Origin of the sequence: Candidatus Mycolicibacterium alkanivorans (genome assembly GCF_022760805.1) — a bacterium.
GTDB lineage: Bacteria > Actinomycetota > Actinomycetes > Mycobacteriales > Mycobacteriaceae > Mycobacterium > Mycobacterium alkanivorans.
The window spans coordinates 3433649-3453422 of sequence record NZ_JAIVFL010000001.1; the positions used below are offsets into that span (position 1 = coordinate 3433649).

Annotated in this window: 18 protein-coding genes; 15 read left to right on the forward strand and 3 right to left on the reverse strand. The window is 67.7% G+C overall.

What is annotated here, in order from left to right:
* Positions 1-22 precede the first annotated feature (22 nt).
* The gene (locus K9U37_RS16830) at positions 23-697 is read right to left on the reverse strand and encodes a response regulator transcription factor (protein WP_243072659.1); all 675 of its coding nucleotides are present in this window, start codon (positions 695-697) and stop codon (positions 23-25) included.
* 35 nt (positions 698-732) lie between these two features.
* Here K9U37_RS16830 and K9U37_RS16835 point away from each other — a divergent pair, with 35 nt between their 5' ends.
* The 9 genes from K9U37_RS16835 to K9U37_RS16880 all read left to right on the forward strand — a co-directional run bounded on the left by K9U37_RS16835 (position 733) and on the right by K9U37_RS16880 (position 10709).
* Positions 733-2016: a sensor histidine kinase gene (locus K9U37_RS16835; protein ID WP_243072660.1), complete on the forward strand. Its 1284-nt coding sequence runs from the start codon at positions 733-735 to the stop codon at positions 2014-2016.
* Positions 2017-2198: 182 nt separating this feature from the next.
* Entirely contained in the window at positions 2199-2600 is a 402-nt protein-coding gene (locus K9U37_RS16840) for a sterol carrier protein (RefSeq protein WP_243072661.1), read from the forward strand.
* Between the two features lie 57 nt (positions 2601-2657).
* Positions 2658-4274, forward strand: coding sequence for a long-chain fatty acid--CoA ligase (locus K9U37_RS16845; protein WP_243073427.1), 1617 nt, complete (start codon positions 2658-2660; stop codon positions 4272-4274).
* A 48-nt stretch (positions 4275-4322) separates the two neighbouring features.
* Positions 4323-5429, forward strand: coding sequence for an NDMA-dependent alcohol dehydrogenase (locus K9U37_RS16850; protein WP_243072662.1), 1107 nt, complete (start codon positions 4323-4325; stop codon positions 5427-5429).
* A gap of 254 nt (positions 5430-5683) precedes the next feature.
* Positions 5684-6352, forward strand: coding sequence for a transglutaminase-like domain-containing protein (locus tag K9U37_RS16860; protein ID WP_243072663.1), 669 nt, complete (start codon positions 5684-5686; stop codon positions 6350-6352).
* A gap of 171 nt (positions 6353-6523) precedes the next feature.
* On the forward strand, positions 6524-7438 hold the full coding sequence (locus K9U37_RS16865; RefSeq protein ID WP_243072664.1) for a LysR family transcriptional regulator: 915 nt from the start codon (positions 6524-6526) through the stop codon (positions 7436-7438).
* Between the two features lie 254 nt (positions 7439-7692).
* Complete coding sequence (locus K9U37_RS16870) at positions 7693-8637, forward strand: CoA transferase subunit A (protein ID WP_243072665.1); 945 nt, start codon at positions 7693-7695, stop codon at positions 8635-8637.
* Complete coding sequence (locus K9U37_RS16875; protein ID WP_243072666.1) at positions 8634-9422, forward strand: CoA-transferase subunit beta; 789 nt, start codon at positions 8634-8636, stop codon at positions 9420-9422. Before K9U37_RS16870 ends, K9U37_RS16875 begins: the two co-directional genes overlap by 4 nt.
* A gap of 75 nt (positions 9423-9497) precedes the next feature.
* Positions 9498-10709: an acetyl-CoA C-acetyltransferase gene (locus tag K9U37_RS16880; protein WP_243072667.1), complete on the forward strand. Its 1212-nt coding sequence runs from the start codon at positions 9498-9500 to the stop codon at positions 10707-10709.
* 68 nt (positions 10710-10777) lie between these two features.
* Here K9U37_RS16880 and K9U37_RS16885 read toward each other — a convergent pair whose 3' ends face one another.
* On the reverse strand, positions 10778-11800 hold the full coding sequence (locus K9U37_RS16885) for an LLM class flavin-dependent oxidoreductase (protein WP_243072668.1): 1023 nt from the start codon (positions 11798-11800) through the stop codon (positions 10778-10780).
* A gap of 255 nt (positions 11801-12055) precedes the next feature.
* On the opposite strand from K9U37_RS16885, the gene K9U37_RS16890 reads away from it, so the two are divergent.
* Genes K9U37_RS16890 through K9U37_RS16900 form a run of 3 tightly spaced genes read left to right on the forward strand, consistent with a single transcriptional unit; the run spans position 12056 to position 15319 of the window.
* Positions 12056-13744 (forward strand): AMP-binding protein, encoded by a 1689-nt coding sequence (locus K9U37_RS16890; protein ID WP_243072669.1) that lies wholly within the window; start codon positions 12056-12058, stop codon positions 13742-13744.
* Between the two features lie 6 nt (positions 13745-13750).
* Entirely contained in the window at positions 13751-15013 is a 1263-nt protein-coding gene (locus K9U37_RS16895; protein ID WP_243072670.1) for an acetyl-CoA hydrolase/transferase family protein, read from the forward strand.
* A gap of 54 nt (positions 15014-15067) precedes the next feature.
* Entirely contained in the window at positions 15068-15319 is a 252-nt protein-coding gene (locus tag K9U37_RS16900; protein ID WP_243072671.1) for an acyl-CoA dehydrogenase family protein, read from the forward strand.
* Between the two features lie 37 nt (positions 15320-15356).
* Here K9U37_RS16900 and K9U37_RS16905 read toward each other — a convergent pair whose 3' ends face one another.
* Positions 15357-16283: an LLM class flavin-dependent oxidoreductase gene (locus K9U37_RS16905; RefSeq protein WP_243072672.1), complete on the reverse strand. Its 927-nt coding sequence runs from the start codon at positions 16281-16283 to the stop codon at positions 15357-15359.
* A 466-nt stretch (positions 16284-16749) separates the two neighbouring features.
* On the opposite strand from K9U37_RS16905, the gene K9U37_RS16910 reads away from it, so the two are divergent.
* From K9U37_RS16910 to K9U37_RS16920, 3 genes are read left to right on the forward strand one after another with little or no spacing between them, the layout of a single operon-like run.
* Positions 16750-17922, forward strand: coding sequence for an acyl-CoA dehydrogenase family protein (locus K9U37_RS16910; protein WP_243072673.1), 1173 nt, complete (start codon positions 16750-16752; stop codon positions 17920-17922).
* Complete coding sequence (locus K9U37_RS20255) at positions 17919-18974, forward strand: acyl-CoA dehydrogenase family protein (RefSeq protein ID WP_243072674.1); 1056 nt, start codon at positions 17919-17921, stop codon at positions 18972-18974. Before K9U37_RS16910 ends, K9U37_RS20255 begins: the two co-directional genes overlap by 4 nt.
* Positions 18975-18994: 20 nt before the next feature.
* Positions 18995-19723, forward strand: a complete 729-nt coding sequence (locus K9U37_RS16920; RefSeq protein ID WP_243072675.1) for an enoyl-CoA hydratase-related protein — start codon at positions 18995-18997, stop codon at positions 19721-19723.
* The last annotated feature ends 51 nt before the right edge of the window (positions 19724-19774 follow it).

The following is a 19774-nucleotide window of genomic DNA, read 5'->3' on the forward strand; positions in this document are numbered from 1 at the left end:
GCACACCGGCGGACCCGAATCCTCATTGCGACCAGTCGGCGTCGGCGAGGTCGTCGAGCAACCGAAGCCGCCCGGCCATCGCCGCGGCGGCGATACGGTTGGTGACACCGAGCTTGTGCAGCAACGCGGCCACCATCCGTTTGACGGTCCGCTCCGAGACCACCATCCGCCGCGCGATATCGCTGGTCTCCACGCCCCTGGCCAGCAAGGTCCACAGCTGAAGCTCCTGCGTGCTGAAGTTGTCCAGCAACGCTGGCCGCGGTTCGTGGGACTTCGCCAGCAGCGCGTCAAGCAGCGCGCCGTCGATGACCCGCAAACCTTCGGCGACGGTCCACAGCGGACCGGCCAGCGCTTCGGGCCGCGCCGTCTTCGGCAGGAATCCGTCGGCGCCGGCGCGCAGCGCCTCCTCGGCCAGCTCGAGGTTGTCGGTCCCTGACAGCGCCAAGATCCGGGTCTTGGGATGGCGCGCCTTAATATGCCGGATGGCGGCTATCCCGCCGAGCGGGGGCATGGACAGGTCGATGATCGCGACGTCGGCAGCACAGCGGGCCACCAGGTCGGCAGCCTCCTCGACGTAGGTGGTCTGCCCACCCACCGTGAACGACTCGCCCCATTGACGGTTGAGCAGCAAAGCCAGGCCTTGTGAGAAAAGCTCGTGGTCGTCGACGATCACAACGACGTACGGCTTGCCACTCATTGCTACGACGCTACTCCGGCCCTAATGTCGGCCCGGTGAGACCGGTCGATCAGCACCGTTGGACGGCGGAGGGATACGGCGGCGGGCTGGCCCGCACAATCATCGCCGTGCGGATCGCAGTGGTGATCTCGGTCGGGGTGCTGCTGAGCGTCGAGCCGCCAGGGGTGCGCGTGTACCTCGCGATGATGCTGGCGGCGGCGATGGTCTATTCGGCGATCGTGTTCGTCCATCCGCAGCTGGAGGTGCGCCGCACCCGTTACCGCTGGCTGGTCACCGGCTTCGACTCGATGTTCGCGCTGGGGTTCATCGTGTTGACCGGCGGGGTGCACAGCCCAGCGGTGTCGGTGCTGGTGCTGGTCGTCATCGCCTCTGCTGCCCGGCTGTCGTTTACCGAGACGCTGGCGTTGGGGATGCTACTCGGCGCCGGGTACATCGCTGTCGCGTTACTTGCCCCCACTGCCGCGAGTGCCGCGCTCGCACCGGTGCCGCAGAGTGGTTGGTGGGCGCTGTACCTGCTGTTCACCGCGATCATCACGGCGGGGCTGTCGTCCCTGGCCGAACATGAGCACCGATCCACCGTTCGGGCGTTGGTGGAGGCCGAAGCCGAACACGCCGCCGCCGAAGAGGAACGCGATCTGAGGAGCCGGTTGTTGCAGTCCTACCAGTCTCAGCAGGACGGACTACAGGTGTTGGTGCACGAATTCCGCACCCCTGTCGCCTCCTTGGAGGCGCTGGCGGACGCGCTCACATCGGCGAGGCCGATGACGGAATCCGACCGCGCCGCCAGCCTGCGGCTGGCGAGCCGCCACGTTGAGCACCTCAGTGACATGCTCGACGCCTTGTCCGACGTCGCGTTGAGCCGGCGCCCCACCTTCTCGGCGGGCCGGGTCCGGCGCGTCGACATCGCCGGCCTGATCACCGCTGCCGCCGACGCCGTGGGCCTGGTCTCACCGCAGCCGCGGTTGACGGTCAGCGGCGACGTAGGCGTAGTAGCGGTCAACGCCCAGGGGCTGCGGCGCGTGCTGACCAACCTGCTGGAGAACGCTTCCCGGCATAGCCGTGACGCCTCCGTCGACGTGACGTGCGCGCGCACCGGCAACGAAATCGTCATCGAGATAGCCGACCGCGGTCCTGGCCTACCCGCTCGAAGTCTGGGCGAGTTGACGGCCAAATACGTCAGCGTCGGCGACCGGCGCGGCACCGCCGGGCTGGGCCTCTGGATCGTGCAGCAAATCCTCGAGGCGATCGGTGGGCGAGTCGATTTCAGCGCGCGCGACGGCGGCGGGCTGGTAGCGACCGTTCGTGCCCCGATCAGTTAACTCTCGGTCGGCCGGGCGATTGGCCCACGAAGGCCACTGATTGGCACGCGCGCGCCTCGTATGGCGTTGCTGTGATCGAGACCATAGTTAGGGCACCCACCGGGCGCACACCACAATGCCGCGACGGCGCAACGCCAGCGTGTATCAGCGTGTCACCCGGTGTGCACAGAACGGAGGCTGGGATGGCTGTTGTCACCGATGAGGACGAGGTTTACACCCACCTCGGTGGGATTTTCCTGCATGGCCCGGAAAAGGACGGATGGCCGCCAAACTCGCAGCCTCGGGTGTTGCGGGTTCGTCACACCGATCCGGGTGCGGTGGTGACGGTGGATATGCCCAATAGGGTCGTCGAAACCGGAGCGTCAAGTATGGCGGTGCCCAGCGTCGAGTTGGTTGTGTCTGCGGACATGGGAAACAAGTTCTGGTTGCGGAAGGTGAACTTGACGGTGGCGATGGGCAAGGGCACGGTGCGGACCAACGGCCATGCCAACCTGATCATGCTGATACCGCAGGCCAAGAATCTGTTCCCGGAGTACCGGCTGATGCTGGAGGGCGAGCACCGCCAGGACCTCATCGATGCGTGAGCTGTGGCAGGCGGCCGGTCCGTTGGGCGGCGGGGAGGTGTCGCGGTGAAAAGCACGATGCAGGACGAGCAGCTGACCGTCGCCAGCATCGTCGGGCATGCGTCAACGGTGCATGGTGAGCGGAAGATCTTCACCGCGCACGGTGCGGGCAAGATTTCGTCAATGACGTACCGGGAGTTGGCGGTTCGGGCGGCTCGGCTGGCCAACGCGTTGCGTGAGATCGGTATCCGCGGCGACGAGCGGGTCGCCACGCTGCAGTGGAGCAATCAGGAGCACCTGGACAGTTACGCCGCGGTGCCGTCGATGGGCGCGGTGCTGCACACGTTGAATCTGCGGCTGCCACCCGACCAATTGGTCTGGATCACTAGCCATGCCGATGACCGGGTGGTCATCGTCGACCATACGGTGCTGGGCTTGCTGGCCGCGGCGCTGCCGAAGATGACCTCGGTGCACACGGTGCTGGTCACCGGTGACGGCGATCTGTCGCCTCTGGAGGGTTGCGGGAAATCCGTTGTGCGCTACGACGAGGTGGTGGCGGAACAGCCCGAGACCTTCGACTGGCCCGACCTCGACGAACGGTCCGCGGCGGCGATGTGCTACACGAGCGGAACCACCGGTCACCCGAAAGGGGTGGTCTACAGCCATCGCTCGACGTGGCTGCATTCCCAGGCCGCCTGCACGGCGAACGCGTTGAGCATCAGCCACGACGACACGGTGCTGGCCATTGTGCCGATGTTTCACGCCAACGCCTGGGGGCTGCCTTATGCGGCGATGATGGCCGGCGCGCAGCTGGTGTTGCCCGATCGCTTCTTGCAGGCTGCGCCGCTGGTGGAGATGATCGAGGCGACGCGTCCGACGATATCGGGTGCGGTACCAACGATTTGGACCGATATCCTGCACTACCTGCGCAACAATCCCGGCCATGACTTGAGTTCGCTGAAGCTGGTGGCGTGCGGCGGATCTGCGGTACCGCGGTCGCTGATGACCGCGTTTGACGAGTTGGGCGTCCGCATTGTGCAGGCGTGGGGTATGACCGAAACCTCACCGCTGGTCTCGGTGGCGCTGCCGCGCGACAGCGACTCCGTGGAGACGACAACGCGACTGCGGGCAACGCAGGGCCGGGTGGTGGCCGGCGTGCAAGCCCGCATCGTCGACGACGCCGGCGTCGAACAACCCTGGGACGGCAAATCCGTCGGAGAAATCCACGTCCGCGGGCCGTGGATCACACAACGCTACTACGGCCAGGAGACCACCGCGGTCTCCGCCGACGGGTGGCTGCCGACCGGTGACATCGGCACGATATCCGAGGATGCGTTCATCACGTTGACCGATCGGGCCAAAGATGTGATCAAGTCCGGCGGTGAATGGATTTCCTCGGTGGAACTGGAAAACGAACTGGCCGCGCACCCCGCCGTGTGCACCGCGGCGGTCATCGCGACGCCCGACCCCAAATGGCAGGAACGACCGTTGGCGGTGATCGTGCTTCACACCGAGCACACCGCTACCGCCGCGGAACTGGCGGACTTTCTGCGCGACCGGGTGGCAAAGTGGTGGCTGCCGGAGCGGTGGACGTTCGTCACCGAGATGCCGCTGACGTCGACCGGCAAGTTCGACAAGAAGAGACTTCGCCAGCAGCACGCGGGCGGCGCGTTCGTCATCGAGACCCTCGGCTGATCATTTCCCGGCGATAAACCAGAAGTATCCAGTGTAAGGAGTGAAACGATGAAGACACGTGCTGCGGTTCTGTGGGGTCTGGGACAGAAATGGGAGGTCGAGGAGGTCGAGCTGGATCCCCCCGGTCCCGATGAGGTGCTGGTCCGGCTGACCGCGACCGGGTTGTGTCACTCCGATGAGCACCTGGTCACCGGCGACCTGCCGATTCCGTTTCCGGTGGTGGGCGGGCACGAGGGCGCCGGCACCGTGGCCGCGGTCGGATCCGGGGTCGAGGACGTCGTCGAGGGCGACTCCGTCATTTTGACGTTCCTGCCCGCGTGCGGACACTGCTCCTACTGTGCACGCGGCATGGGCAACCTGTGCGAGATGGGTGCGGCGGTCATGATGGGACCCCAGATCGACGGCACCTACCGCTTCCACGCCCGCGGCAAGGACGTCGGCCAGATGTGTTTGTTGGGAACGTTTTCCGAGTACACCGTGGTGCCCAAGGCCTCCGTGGTGAAAGTCGACGCCGGGACCCCGCTGGACAAGGCGGCGCTGATCGGGTGCGGTGTCACGACCGGGTACGGGTCGGCGGTACGCACCGGCGAGGTGCGCGCCGGGGACACTGTGGTCGTGGTGGGGGCGGGCGGCGTCGGAATGAATGCGATTCAGGGTGCCCGCATCGCCGGAGCGTTGACGATCCTGGCGGTCGACCCGGTGGCATTCAAGCGCGAGCAGGCCGGTGGATTCGGCGCGACGCACACCGCCGCCACGATCGACGAGGCGCGGGCGTTGGTCAGCGATCTCACCCGGGGCAAACTCGCCGACGTGTGCGTGTTGACCACCGACGTCGCCGAAGCGTCCTACACCGGCGAGGCGCTGTCGTTGGTGGGAAAGCGGGGCCGGGTCGTGGTGACCGCGATCGGGCACCCCACTGACAGCTCGATGTCGGGATCATTGCTGGAAATGACGTTGTACGAAAAGCAGATCCGCGGCGCGTTGTATGGGTCGTCCAATGCCGCCCATGACATCCCACGGCTGGTTGAGCTCTACAACGCGGGGCAACTCAAACTCGACGAGTTGATCACCCGTGAATACAGCCTCGAGCAGATCAACGAGGGATACGACGATATGAGATCAGGCCGCAACGTTCGAGGACTCATCCGGTTCTGACGGGGCTGCTGGCTCGATGGGGTTTGACGACGGTGCAGACACCGAATCGACACCCGGACGGGTGGACAGCTGCGGGTCGACTACCTGACCCGCGTCGGCGCCGGGTTGTGTGTGCGCTGCACCGATGACCCGGTGGCCGGTTGGGCGTGGGTGACCGATGAAATCGACGCCGTACGCCGCCTGGCCGACGCCATGGACTACGCTGCGCGCTCGGTGACAACGAGCACCACCATGTTGATGACGAAAGGCCCGCTGTGAACGGCACATCGACCGATCCCGATCCGACTTTCCTGGGAACCACGGAGTTCTTGGACTGGCACCACGACAACGTCCAGCGCTTCACCCAGGCGGCGATCGGCGATAACCGGGATCCGGTGACAAGAGCCCAACGCATTTTCCGCGCGGTCCGTGACAACATCTGGTACAACCCCTATAGCGCTGACGACGATCCCGGCCACTACCGCGCCAGTTACGTCGCGACCGCGGCCGGCGCCTACTGCATCCCCAAGGCGGTCCTGCTCACCGCGGCAGCCCGCGCCGCGGGTATTCCCGCCCGGCTGGGGTTCGCCGACGTGCGCAACCACCTGCAAACCGACACGCTGCGCGCCCAGATGGGCGGCACCGACGTGTTCGTCTACCACGGCTACAGCGAACTGTTCGTCAACGACCGTTGGGTCAAGGCGACACCGGCGTTCAACGCCGAACTGTGCGCCCGATTCGGCGTCCCGCCGATCGATTTCGATGGCGAACACGACGCGCTTTTACACACCTTTGACAGCGAAGGCCATCAGCACATGGAATACCTTCATGACCGCGGCTGGTACCACGACCTTCCCTTCGCCGAGATCATCACAGAGTTCCAGCAGCGTTACGGTCCGCTTCTGCAGCCACCTCCGACCGAGCGCGACACTTTCGCTAAATAGACTGCCGGGTGGCCAGCGGTGCTGGCGCACCGACTGCTCGAGAGCGACCACGGTCAAGCGTCGAGCGGCAGCAGGTCAGCGGTCACAGCTCAGAGGATTACCTACCGTCTTTTGCATGTCCAGCGCTCAATTGGGAGTGCATTGTTGACGATTGTGCAAGAGTTGCGAGCTATGCAGCTGCACCACATCGAGGCCTTCCTCGCGGTCGCCGAGGAACTGCACTTCGGCCGGGCAGCCGAACGGCTGCATGTCGCCCAGCCCCCCTTGAGCCGCACGATCAAACAGTTGGAGCGCGACCTGGGGGCCCACCTTTTCGAGCGCACGACCCGCAGCGTGCGGCTCACCAGCGCCGGTGAGGCCCTGCTCGATCCGGCACGGCAGGCACTCGAAAGCTGCCGCGCCGCGCGCCGCGCCGTGCAATCGGCGGGCCGCGGCGAGACCGGGCGCGTCCGAATGGGCTTCGCCGGCCCGTCGTCGCACCTCTTGGTCGGTCAGCTTGGTCGGCTCGTTCGCGAGCGTCTTCCCGGCATCGAATTGAGCCTGCAGAGCACGACGTATGCCGCCGAGGGGCTGCGTTCGGTGATGGACGGGAGTCTCGATCTCGCGATCGTGCGCTGGACGGTGGAACCGCCCGCGATCGCGCACCGGATCGTCACCGTGGAGCACTACGTGCTCGTGGTCCCGAAGGGGCATCGGCTCGCCGGGCGAAATCTGGTGAGCATGGCGGAGTGCCGCGACGAGGCATTCGTCGCGCTGCCGGCCGACCCCGGATCCAGCCTGCGCGACGCGTTCACCCGCGCGGCCCACGACGCCGGCTACCCGCCGAACATCGTGCAGACCGCCCCGGACTCGTGGACCGTGATGGCGCTGGTGGCGGCGGGTGTCGGAATCACCTTCACCGTCGACGTCGCGGTCGTCAACGTTACCCAAGACGGCATCACGGTGGTTCCGCTGAAGGAGGGCCGGACGCCGACGTACTCCAGGCTCGCCTGGCGAAAGGGCGACACCAACCCGGCGTTGCACGAGGTCTTGGGTGCCTCGGAAGAGGCGCTGCCCACGCCCGACCTGCCAAACGGAGTGCACTGACTCGTTGCCGGCTCCGGCGGCCCTGACCAGCGCCACTTAGCTGGCTGTCGCCAGACAGCAACCCCGATGTCGTCGAACGTGAGGGTCGAGGCTGGAATTCTGCGGCGTTTTGCCGTCGGGCGGCGCATCTGTTGCGAACGATTAATACCAGTGAGCGCATGAATCGACCAGCCAAGAAGTATTGGAGTTTTAGCCTTCCCATCGGGGACACTGAAAGTCGCTTCATCTCCACCAAAGTTCTTCAGGGAGCCCGCATGGCCGAAACCAGCAAGGTCACCGACCTCGCGTCGGCGGTCGCGGCTCATGTGGCCGACGGCATGGTGATCGCCATGGAGGGCTTCGGCCACCTGATTCCATTCGCGGCGGCCCATGAGATCATCCGCCAAGGTCGCCGCGAGCTCACGCTCTGCCGGATGACGCCCGATCTGTTGGCCGACCAGTTGATCGCGGCCGACTGTGCGCGTGGGCTGGTCGCCTCGTTTTTCGCAAGCGGTTCCGCCGGATCCCTGCACGAAGTGCGCCGGCGCATCGAGCGGTCCGACCCGAGACCCCTCGAGGTGGAGGAGTACAGCCACTACGGAATGGTCTGCCGCTACCAAGCGGGCGCCGCGCGCCTGCCGTTCTTTCCCTTGCGGTCCTATGCCGGCAGTGACCTGCCGAAGCTCAACGCTCAGATCCGCAAGGTCGGCGATCCGTATGGCGGACCCGATGTCTACGTCGTGCCCGCGCTCCGGCCGGATGTCACGGTCGTGCATGCCCAGCGTGCCGACCGCTGCGGCAATGTTCAGATGTGGGGCATCCTAGGCGCCCAGCAGGAGGCCGCCTACGCCGCCCGCACCGTCATCGTCACCGTCGAGGAGATCGTCGACGCCGAGGTGATCAGGTCGGATCCGAACCGCACTGTCATCCCCGGGCACGCCGTCACCGCGGTCGCCCACTGCCCGGGTGGCGCGCACCCGTCGTATAGCCAGGGCTACTACGACCGCGACAACGCCTTCTACCGCGAGTGGACGCCGATCAGCCGTGACCGCGCGGCAGTCCTCGCGTGGCTCTCCCAGTGGGTCTACGAAGTGCCCGACCGGGAGGCGTACCTCGAGCGGCTCGGCGAGCAACGCTGGACGGGCCTCCGCGTTGCCGACCGGCCATCACAGCCTGTCAACTACGGTCGTCGGGCCAGCCCCGTCTTGGAGCACTCATGACGACTCCGCCGCCCTCCGCCGTTGCCCCGTCGAGCACCGAGTTCCTCGCCGCCGTCGCTGCCCGCCAATTGGCCGGGAAAACCCGGGTCTTCGCCGGTGTAGGGCTGCCGACCCTCGCCGTCGACCTGGCGCGGCGCACGATCAACCCCGGCCTCGAGCTGGTGTACGAGTCCGGCGTCTGCGGCGCCCACCCCGAGGCACTGGCCGAGGGCATCGCAGACTCCGTTCTGGTGTCGGGCGCCGAGGCGGTGATCAGCATGCACGCGCTCTTCGGCTACGTGCTGCAGGGCGGCCACATCGACGTGGGCTTCCTCGGCGCCGCGCAGGTAGACCGCTGGGGCAGCCTCAACACCAGCATCATCGGCGACTGGGACAAGCCGAGCGTGCGGCTGCCCGGAGCCGGTGGCGCCACCGAGATCATGCCCAATGCCGGAGAATGCATCGTCGTGCTGCGCCGACACGACCCCGGTGCACTTCCGCAACGGCTGGACTTCTGCACCTCGCCCAGCCCGGTGCGCGTGCGCGACGAGGATGTCCGGATGGTGCCCCCTGGTCATGGAGTGTCGACCGTCATCACTCCTATGGCGGTCCTTCGCCGGCCAGAGAAGTTCGGCGAGTTGCTCATCAGCGAGGTGCATCCGGGGCTCACGGTCCAGGAAGTCAAGGCCGCGACCGGTTGGGACATCGGTGTCGCACCCGACGTCTGTGAGACGGCCCGGCCCACCCAGGAGGATGTCCGCCTGCTACGCGAGGAGATCGACACAGTGCGGCTGTACCTGCGATGACCTCTCCTGAACGCGCTCGCACGGAGGCTGATGTGACCGGCCGCGAGGCAACCGACACCCCGAAAGGCAGGAGCGATGCGTGACGTCGTCATCTGCGAGCCCGTTCGCACCCCCATCGGCCGCTACGGCGGCATGTTCAAGGACCTCACCGCCGTCGACCTGGGAGTCGCCGCCCTGCGCGGCCTGCTGGACCGCACCGGCATCGACCCGGACCGGATCGGCGACGTGATCCTCGGGCACTGCAACGCCAACAGCGAAGCACCGGCGATAGGCCGGGTGATCGCCCTTGACGCCGGGCTGCCGGTCACCGTCCCGGGACAGCACCTGGACCGGCGGTGCGGGTCGGGCCTGCAGGCCGTGATCAACGCAGTGATGCAGGTGCTGACCGGCGCCCAGAACCTGGTCGTCGCCGGCGGCACGGAGAGTATGAGCAGCGCGGCGTTCTACTCGACCGACATCCGATGGGGCGGCGCGCGCACCGGTGTTCGGATGCACGATGCATTGGTCCGAGCGCGCTCCACAGCCGGCGGCCGTTTCCACCCGGTGCCCGGCGGAATGCTCGAGACCGCCGAGAACCTCCGACGCGAATACCACATCCCACGCGAGGAGCAAGACCGGCTCGCCGTCAGCTCCCACCAGCGCGCGGTCGCCGCCCAGCAGGCCGGCGTCCTCGCCGAAGAGATTGTCGCGGTCACCGTGTCCGGCCGCAACGGTGACACCGTCATCGACACCGACGAGCATCCCCGCCCGGGCACCACGCTCGAAACACTGGCGAAACTCCGACCGATCCTGGTCTCCTCGGACCCCGAGGCCACCGTGACCGCCGGCAACTCGAGCGGCCAGAACGACGCCGCGGCGATGTGCCTCGTCACCACCGCCGAGCTGGCCGACGAGCTCGGCCTTCGTCCACTCGTCCGGATGGTCAGCTGGGCGGTCGCCGGGGTTCCCCCCAAGATCATGGGCATCGGCCCGGTGCCGGCGACCGAGGCGGCTCTCGCCCGCGCCGGACTGACGCTCGCGGACATGGAGGTGATCGAACTCAACGAGGCATTCGCCGCCCAGGCGCTCGCCGTGATGCGCGAGTGGAAGTTCACCGAGGGCGATCTCGGCCGCACCAACGTGCATGGTTCGGGCATCTCGCTCGGCCACCCGGTCGGCGCCACCGGGGTCAGGATGCTCGCCACGCTGTCGCGTGAACTCCATCGCCGGAAGGCACGCTACGGCCTCGAAACGATGTGCATCGGCGGTGGCCAAGGCCTGGCCGCGGTCTTCGAGCGGGTCAACTGACGGCTACCTCACCCTGTGCCGGCCCGCGCAGGCCGGGCGCTGCTGTGAGTCAGGCGTGCAGCGGCTGCTCACTGGGCAAAGCTGTCGATCAACAAGCGAAGGTCGGGCTCACCGCCAAAGGTCGGCGGGTAGAGCAGGGTTCGGTCGTACACACCGGCCCAGCGTTGCTCGACCTGCTGGCGCACCTGTTCGGGTGTACCGGCGACGGCCATCGCGTCGATCATCGGGTCGCTGACCGCGGCCAGCATGGCCTCCTTCGACCCCTTCTTCCACGCGGCGCGGATCGCCTCCGCTTCGCCCATGAACCCACCGAGTTCGAGGATCGGGTTGTAGGTCTTGACGGTCGAGTAGAACGCGATCTGCGCCGCGGCGCGGGCGCGGGCGCGCTCTTCGTCGAGGTCCACCGAGCAAATGAGGTATCCCGCGATGGGCACATCCGGCCGCCGGCCGGTGCGCGCGGCACCCTCGGCCAGCATCGGCCGAACCACCTGCTCGACGTAATCACGGGTGTACAAGGGGTGGCCGACCAGACCGTCGGCCACCGCGCCCGCGGCCTGCACCATGCGCCGGTTCACGCCGGCGAGATAGATCGGGATGTCGGTGCGCAGCGGCGCCGACACCGCGGCGGTCGGCTGGACATGCAGGCGGTAGAAGCGCCCGTCGTGGGCGATCGGGCCCTCGTGCAGCCGCCACAGGTTGCGCAATAGGCCGACAAGTTCCTCGATGCGCGCTGCCGGGTGCAGGCCATCAAGTCCGTGCCAGTCCTGCTGCATGCGCGTGGTGCCGGTGCCCAGGCCCAGCAGCAGCCGACCGCGGGAGAGCGCGTCGAGATCGCGGGCCTCAGCTGCGAGCACCAGCGGTGTGCGCCCGAACCCGTAAGCGATGCCACTGCCGAGTTGGATGGTCGACGTGACGGTGGCCATCGCGGCCAAGGCGATCGTGGCGGATCGATCGTAGAACTCCGCGGCCCAGACCGACTCGAAGCCGGCCTTTTCCGCCGCGACGGCCGCGTCGCGCAGCTGATCGATGTCGGCGCCGAAACAAACAAGGGAAGGCCTGCCCGTGCTGGAAGCAGAGTCTGAAGAACCCATCGCCCCTCCCTCGTCAGCCGTCGATACCGTCATGCACGCACCTGCCAATCGTCTGATACGCACGCCCACAGGGTGAGGTGACAGGGATCACAAAGCCTGTACTATACCTCAGTATGCTTATAACGAATCGGCCGGTGGTAGCCGCAGCGCCGGGTCGTCTCGACCGAAGAGCAAGTTCGCAACGCCTTCGGTGCCCCCGCCGCGCAGGACATGCGCCGCACTGTGCGGAGCAGCACGAGAAACAGGAGTGAGAACGTGGGCGATCGACTGAATGCGCGGCTAGATGCGCTCGCCGCGCGCGAGGACACCTGGGTCACGCGCGAGGTTCTGCGACGCTATGTCGACGAGGAAGCCTGGACCGAACAGAGTTTTGTGCACGACCTCGAGCGGCATGCCGCCGAGCGCCCAGAAGCGCTGGCGATCCTCGACGAGGATGGGCGTCGGACCACCTACGGTGAGTATGAGCAACGCACGCGTTGGCTGGCGCGGTCGCTGCTGGAGTTGGGTCTGCGCCCGGGCGACCGGGTGGCCATGCAGCTGCCCAACACCAGCGAGTTTTGCCTGACGTTGTTGGCCTGTGCGCGCGCCGGACTCCTGGCCGTGTTCTGCCACATGGCCTACGACGAGCATGAGCTCGACTATGTGCTCGGTCTCACGGGGGCGCGGGCGCTTGTCGTGCCGGAGCGCCTCAGAAGCCGCGAGTACGTCCCACTGGCTCTGGCGATGCGCGAGCGGATCGACACACTGGAGCACGTGATCGCCGTCGGCGGTGCCGGCACGGCCGGGACGATCCGCTTCGAGGACCTCGTCAGCGCCGAAGGCCCCGAACGTGACCTTGCAGCGCTGCGCCCGACGGGGGCCGACCCGTTTTTCGTCATGTTCACCTCCGGTACCACCGGACGGCCCAAGGCCGAGCTGCACACCCACGCCAACAACCTCTTCTGGATCCGGAACTTCGAGGCCGATCAGGGGTTTCCCGCCGACGCGCGGTGGATCATCGTCACCCCGATCGCCCATCTGACGGGCCTGGGAATCGGCGTGCTCTCCGCATTGCACCGGGGGGCGGCGTTCACCCTGCTGGCGGCCTGGGATGCGGGCCGCTGCGTCGAACTGCTCGAACGGGACCGCCCCAGCTACCTGCTCGGGGCCCCCCCGATGCTGATCGACCTCGCCCGGTTTCCGCAGCTGCGCGAGCGTGATGTGCGCTCGGTGCGCGGGATCTGCTATGCCGGCGCCCCGTGCCCGGCCGACATCCTCAACCGGCTCAACGCCGACCTCGGCGCCGATGTAAACGCGTTCTACGGCTACACCGAGGCAGGCGTGACCCACATGACGCGGCCCGGCGACCCGATCTCGATCACCAGCCGAAGTTTCGGCAAGGCCATCCGCGGCGTGGAGCACCGGCTGATGGAGGTGGTCGAGGCGGGCGAGGCCGAGCGCGAGGTGCCGTTGCCGGGAGAGGGTGAGCTGTGGGCGCGTGGGCCCAGCTTCATCGTCGGCTACTACGGCCAGCCGGAGACGACGGCCAAGATGTTCACCGCCGACGGCTGGTTCCGGTCGGCCGATGTGGTCCGCATCGACGCCGACGGCTACGGATATTTCGTGACACGTCGCGACGACCTCATCAACCGGGGTGGGTACAAGATCGATCCACGGGAGGTCGAGGAGGTGCTTTACGAGCACCCGGGGGTGAGTCAGGCGGCGGTGGTGGCCATGCCCGATGCACGGCTCGGTCAGCGGCCCGCGGCGTTTATCGTCCCGAGCACACCGGGCAACCACCTCGACCTCGCCGAACTTACCGCGTTCCTGGAGAAGAAGGGCGTCAGCCGGACGAAGTGGCCGGAGGCGGTCGAGATAGTCGAGTCGTTCCCGCTGACCAGCACGGGGAAGTTCATGCGCTACACGCTGCGATCGTGGGCCGAGCAACTGAGGCCGCAGCGCTGAACCCGCGTGGGCGATCAGGGTAAGCGCATCCGCTGGCCGGTTCCGACGGTGCCCGCGGCCGACATCGACCTGAGCCGCTTCGTGCGGCCGGGCGACACGATTCTGTGGGGCCAGGGTGCCGGCGAGCCGCTGACGCTCACCGCGGCACTGGCCGAGCAGGCCGAGCGGCTGGGTGGGGTCGTCGGATTCGTAGGCCTGACCTACAACCCGCGTCTGGCGGCCCCTGGGCTTCGATTGCGCTCCTATGGCGCGCTCGGCGCTGCGGCCGACATGCCGCTCGAGGTGATCACTTGTCATATGTCTGCGCTGCCCGAGTTGCTCCGGTCGGGCCGTCTGCGTGCCGACGTCGTGCTGTGTCAGCTGACCCCGGCGGACGCTGACGGCAACCACAGCCTGGGCGTCACGGTCGACTACCTCGCCGCTGCGCTCGATGTCGCCCGCGTCGTGCTGGGCGAGGTCAACCCGGCCGTACCCCGCACGCGCGGCTCGCCGCCGGTCCCGCCCTCGCGTCTGGCCGCCACCGTGACCGCAGACCATTGTTTGATCCAGATTCCAGACCCGGAGCCCGATCCGGTGACCGCGCAAATCGGCGCGCAGGTCGCCGAATTGGTGCCCGACGGCGCCACCGTACAACTGGGGATCGGCGGCCTGGCCTCGGCGGTCGCGACCGCGCTGCGTGGGCACCGGAACCTGCGGGTGCACAGTGGCCTGGTCGGGGACTGGGTCGTGGGTCTCTCCGAGTCGGGTGCGCTAGCTCGGGAGCCGGGCGGGCCAGCCGTGGTTGCCGGCACCGCCGTGGGCACCGACCGGCTGTATGAGTTTCTGCGTGACAACCCGGCCGTCGAGCTGCGGCCGGTCGAGCGCGTGCACGACCCGGCGGTCGCGGGCGGGATCGCTCGCTTCGTCGCCGTCAACTCGGCCCTGCAAGTCGACCTTTCCGGCCAGGTCAATGCGGAGGTGATCGGCGGCCGACGGCGCGGCGCGATCGGCGGTCAGGTCGACTTCCTACGCGCCGCGGCGATGTCTGCGGGAGGGGTAGGCGTGGTGGCGCTGCCGTCGACCGCCAACCGCGGATCGGTCTCCCGCATTGTGGGCCGCGTGGACGGTCCAGTCACCACCGGGCGCGCGGACGTGCATTGGGTGGTGACCGAGTACGGTGCCGCCGACCTGCGGGGACTCGACACGGTCGAACGCACCGCGGCGATCTGCGAGCTGGCTCACCCGGATCATCGAAATCGGCTGACGGCTGCGGTCGCGGGTGCCGGGTGATCGATCAAGGGGTTAGATCTCAATGATTGCTATCCAAACGGCACTCTCGGGGTCGTGGCGAGCGCACCCAGGGTCGGTTTCCCCTGCCCGGCCGCGAACATGGCGAAGTGGTTCGCGCCCGAGACCGCGGGTGAGGTCATGAACCAGGCGCTGCTGACCTTCGGCCACGCTGGATGGGGAACCGACGGTCTGCAAGGACAGTGGCTGCGCGACGCGTTGGCGTTCGAGATCGCCGATGGAACGGCGCGGCGCGGGTTGCCAAGCTGGTTGCCCGGCCATCTACTGGGACGTGAGTTCGTTCCGTAGGCAGCTGCGAGTTCGGTCTGGCGACGCGATCGACTCATCAGACGGACGTCGCAAGCCGCTCCCGAACCGCGGCGAGGCGATCGTACTGTGCCAGCACGTTGGCGGCGGTCGGCATCATCACGAACGACTCGGCGCCGGCATCGCGGTACTCCGCGAGCGCGTCGGCCACCCGCGCCTCGCTTCCGATGGCACACCATTTCTCGATTGCTTCGACGGGCATGCCGTACTGTCCCGCGACGAATCGTTGAAGTTCGGCGCGACCGGTTTCCGCGTCTTCGGTGATGTGCGCGAACATCAACATCACCGTTGTGCACACCGGCCTGCGGAACTCCTCTGCGTGCGCCCGCAGATCTTCGACCGCCGCACGCACACGACGGGGACTCAGCCACACCGCAAACCAGCCTTCGGCGAGCCGGGCCGCGCGCCGCACCGCGTGAACGGATCGGCCACCGACCACCAGCGGCGGGCGAGACGATGGCACCGGCTCCAGCCTCGGCGAACGCACCGGAAGTAACGGGCCCGGATGGTCCACGGCCTCGCCGCGCAGCAGCGCGTCGACGACAACCATCGCCTCGTCGAGCCTGCGGCCACGCTGTGCAACGGGGTACCCGGCGGCCTCGAACTCCGCCGGGTTCTCCCCTCCCACACCAACTCCCACGATCAGGCGGTCCGGCGCGAGCGCGGCGACTGTCCCGAGCTGCTTGGCTGTCCATACCGGATTGCGCATCGGCAGGAGCAGCACGCCGGTGCCCAACACCAGCCGCTGAGTGACGGCAGCGACGGCGGCGAGCGCCCCGCACGGTTCCAAGATCGGCGGATGGAAGCTCAGATGATCGCCGACCCAACCTGAGTCAAACCCCAGGTCTTCAGCGAGGCGGGCGGCGGCCAGGAGCGGCGGGGTGCCGAGCCGAAAGGGATCGAAATTGGGCAGCATCACACCGAATCCGGCTTCCTTCACCGTCACCGGCGAATTCATGGGATGCCGACCAAACTGAGCGGCATCTCGCTAGCGGGAATCGGTTCCTCAACCGGGAGCCTGTCCTCGGACGAGGAAAGCAACCGCGACGGGTTGGTCGCCATGTCGGTTCTCCTGCGATCGGCACGGCACTGCCGTGCAGTGAACGTCTGACTGCCCGCTCACCGGGTCGTGTTTGTCTAATTCGTTCGAATGATTATGGCATTCTGTCGTGCCGCGGCGGTATACCGGCCGGCGGCTCCGAGTCGTAGGGGTCAGGGGAGCCAGATCATAATGATTACGATCTATGGGGTAATCTTGACACCATGGCCACCGGACATCGGAATACCTCCCCGGCTCGCCCAGCTCTAGCCCGGAAGGAAGGGATCGTGACTGTCATTCCGCATGATCGGTGCGCGCACACCCCGTGCGGCGACGGATCGGGACCGACCCTCGCTTCGCAGGCGGTCAGCTGATGGCGACGTCAACGATGGCGTCGCCGCTGTTACGGCTGCCGGACGTCGAGCTTCCCGTCGAGGCCGAACGGTTGCGCGACGAGGTTCGGGCATTCCTCGACGAAGAGCGGCGCCGAGGCGCGTTCGAGCCGCAGACTGACGCCTGGCTGGCCGGTTTCGACCCGGCCTTCTCGGCGCGCCTCGGGGATCGCGGCTGGCTCGGGATGACCTGGCCGCGCCGCTACGGCGGTCATGAGCGTCCAGCACTGCATCGGTTCGTCGTCGTGGAGGAGTTGCTCGCGGCCGGAGCGCCGGTAGTGGCGCACTGGGTCAGCGACCGGCAGAGCGGGCCGGCATTGCTGCGCTCTGGCACTGAGTCGCAGCGCGAGAGGTTCCTTCCCGCGATGGCTGCGGGCCGATGCTTCTTCGCCATCGGGATGAGCGAGCCGGACAGCGGTTCGGATCTCGCCTCCATCCGGACTGCCGCACGACGCGACGGAGACGGTTGGGTGCTCAACGGGACCAAAGTCTGGACCAGTCAGGCCCACCGCTGCCACTACATGATCGCGTTGTGCCGGACGGCGCCGCTGCAGCATGGGGACCGGCACGCGGGCCTCAGCCAGTTCATCGTCGACTTGACCGCGCCGGGAGTGACGATCACACCGATCCGGTTGCTGGACGGCGAGCATCACTTCAATCAGGTCGTCCTCGACGACGTCCGAGTCGGCGACGACATGATCCTGGGCGAGGTCGGCGCGGGCTGGCGGCAGGTCACCTCCGAGCTGGCCTATGAGCGCTCCGGGCCGGAACGGTTCCTGTCGACGCTGCCGCTGCTGCGCGAACTGGTGCGCGGCGCCGACCCCGATAATGAGCGTCAGGCGACCGCAGTCGGCGCACTCGTGGCGCAGCTGTGGGCGTTGCGCCGGCTCTCGCTGCAAATCGCCGGATCGCTTGATCGGGGGGAAGCTCCCGATGTCGTCGCCGCCTTGGTGAAGGACGCGGGCACCACGTTGGAAAACGAAATCATCGATGTCGTGCGGGCGCTGGCGCAGGTCGAGCCAAGCCGAAACTCGCCTCATCCGCTCGAACGGGAGTTAGCCCGGGCGGTATTGCACGCGCCTGGTTTCACCTTGCGCGGAGGCACGAACGAGGTGCTGCGCGGCATCGTGGCGCGAGGGCTGGGGTTGCGGTGAGCAACGTCGATCTGGTCGAACGCACCGTAGCGGATCTGCTGGACCGGCACTGCACTTCGGAGCTGGTTTCCGCGGCTGAAGGCTCGTGGAGCCCGGAGATTTGGCAGCGGCTGGAGGAAATCGGGCTGACCCGGATCGGGGTCGACGAACGGCTGGGGGGCGCCGGCGGTGGGATCGCCGACGCCGCCACGGTGCTGCGTGTCGCTGCCGGGCACGCCGCGCCCGTCCCGCTGGCGGAGGCGCTGTTCCCGGTGGCCGCCGGGTGCACCGCGTCGGGTCTGGCCCTGCCCGATGGGCCGGTGACGGTCGCCGACGGCGCTGGTCTGACCCTCACGCCGGACGGCGCCGGAGCCGTCCTCCGCGGCGTCGCGAACCGGGTGCCGTATGCGCGGGTGTCCCAACGCGTGCTGGTAGTCACCGACGATCCGCAGCCGGCGCTGGCGGCGCTTGTCGACCCTGCCGACTGCCGATTGACGGGCATAGACAATCTGGCCGGTGAGCCGCGCGACGACCTGGCAGCCGATGGAGTCCGGATACCCCGCTCAGCGATTGCCGAAGTTCCGCCAGGCACCGCGGGCCACCTGCGCCGACTTGGTGCGCTCGCCCGCGCGGTCCAACTCTCCGGTGCCCTGGATTCCGTGCTGGAGGCCACGGTGCGCTACGCCGGGGAGCGGGTCCAATTTGGTCGGCCCATCGGGCAGTTTCAGGCCGTGGCCCATCAGATCGCCGAGTTGGCCGGTCTGGCTGCCGGTGCCGGCGCCGCCGCCCAGGCTGCGGTCGCCGCAGTGGCTGCCGATCCGGACAGCGCGACCTTGGCCATAGCCGCGGCCAAAGCGCGTACCAGCGCCGCGGCCGGACCAGCGGCGCGGATTGCCCATCAGGTACACGGGGCGATCGGGTTTACCCAGGAACACCGCCTACATCACCTGACCCGCCGGCTGTGGGCCTGGCGCGAAGAGTGCGGTTCCGCCGAACACTGGGCCCGAGAGCTGGGCCGCGTTGTCATCGCGGGTGGCGGCGACGGGCTCTGGCCGACGATCACCGGCATGTAACCCGCCTGAACGGAGGAACCGTGGAGATCGAGCTCACCGTCGAAAGCGGCGTGGCCACCCTAACCCTGGCCGCGCCGCAGCGGCGCAACGCGCTGACACCGGAGATGTCCCGGGAACTGGTCGCCGCCGCCGATCGAATCGACGCCGACGACTCCATCGGCGCGCTGGTGATCCGCGGCTCCGGCGGATCATTCTGCGCGGGAGCGCACACCACGACGCTCGGCAACGCTGGATCCGACCCAGCCGACGAGAACACGTATGCCAGCCTGTCAGCCATCTATGCCGCGTTCACCCGGATCGGGTCGGTGCGGGCGGTGACCATCGCCGCCGTCCGCGGCCCGGCCGTTGGAGCGGGCCTAAACCTAGCCATGGCCACCGACCTGCGGATCGTGGCTCGCACCGCGCGGCTGATGTCGGGCTTCCAGCGCATCGGTCTGCACCCGGGCGGGGGACACTTCGTGCTGCTGTCCCGCCTCGCCGGCCGCGAGGCGGCCGCCGCGATGGCCCTGTGCGGCGCGGAGATCAATGGGGACCGCGCGGCGCAATTGGGCCTTGCGTGGGAGTCGGTTGCCGACGAGGCCGTCGAGGACCGGGCGTTCGAACTCGCCCGCGAAGCGGCGAAAGACCCTTCGCTTGCCCGCGCCATGGCGCGCACCTTCCGGCTGGAGACAGGGCCCCCGGCACTGGGCTGGGACGTGGCTGTACAGACCGAGCGCGCCCCGCAGATGTGGTCAATGCGCCGACGGTAGACGAAATTGGCGAGCACGAAGCCTGGAGTTGGATCCGTCTCGTCAGATATC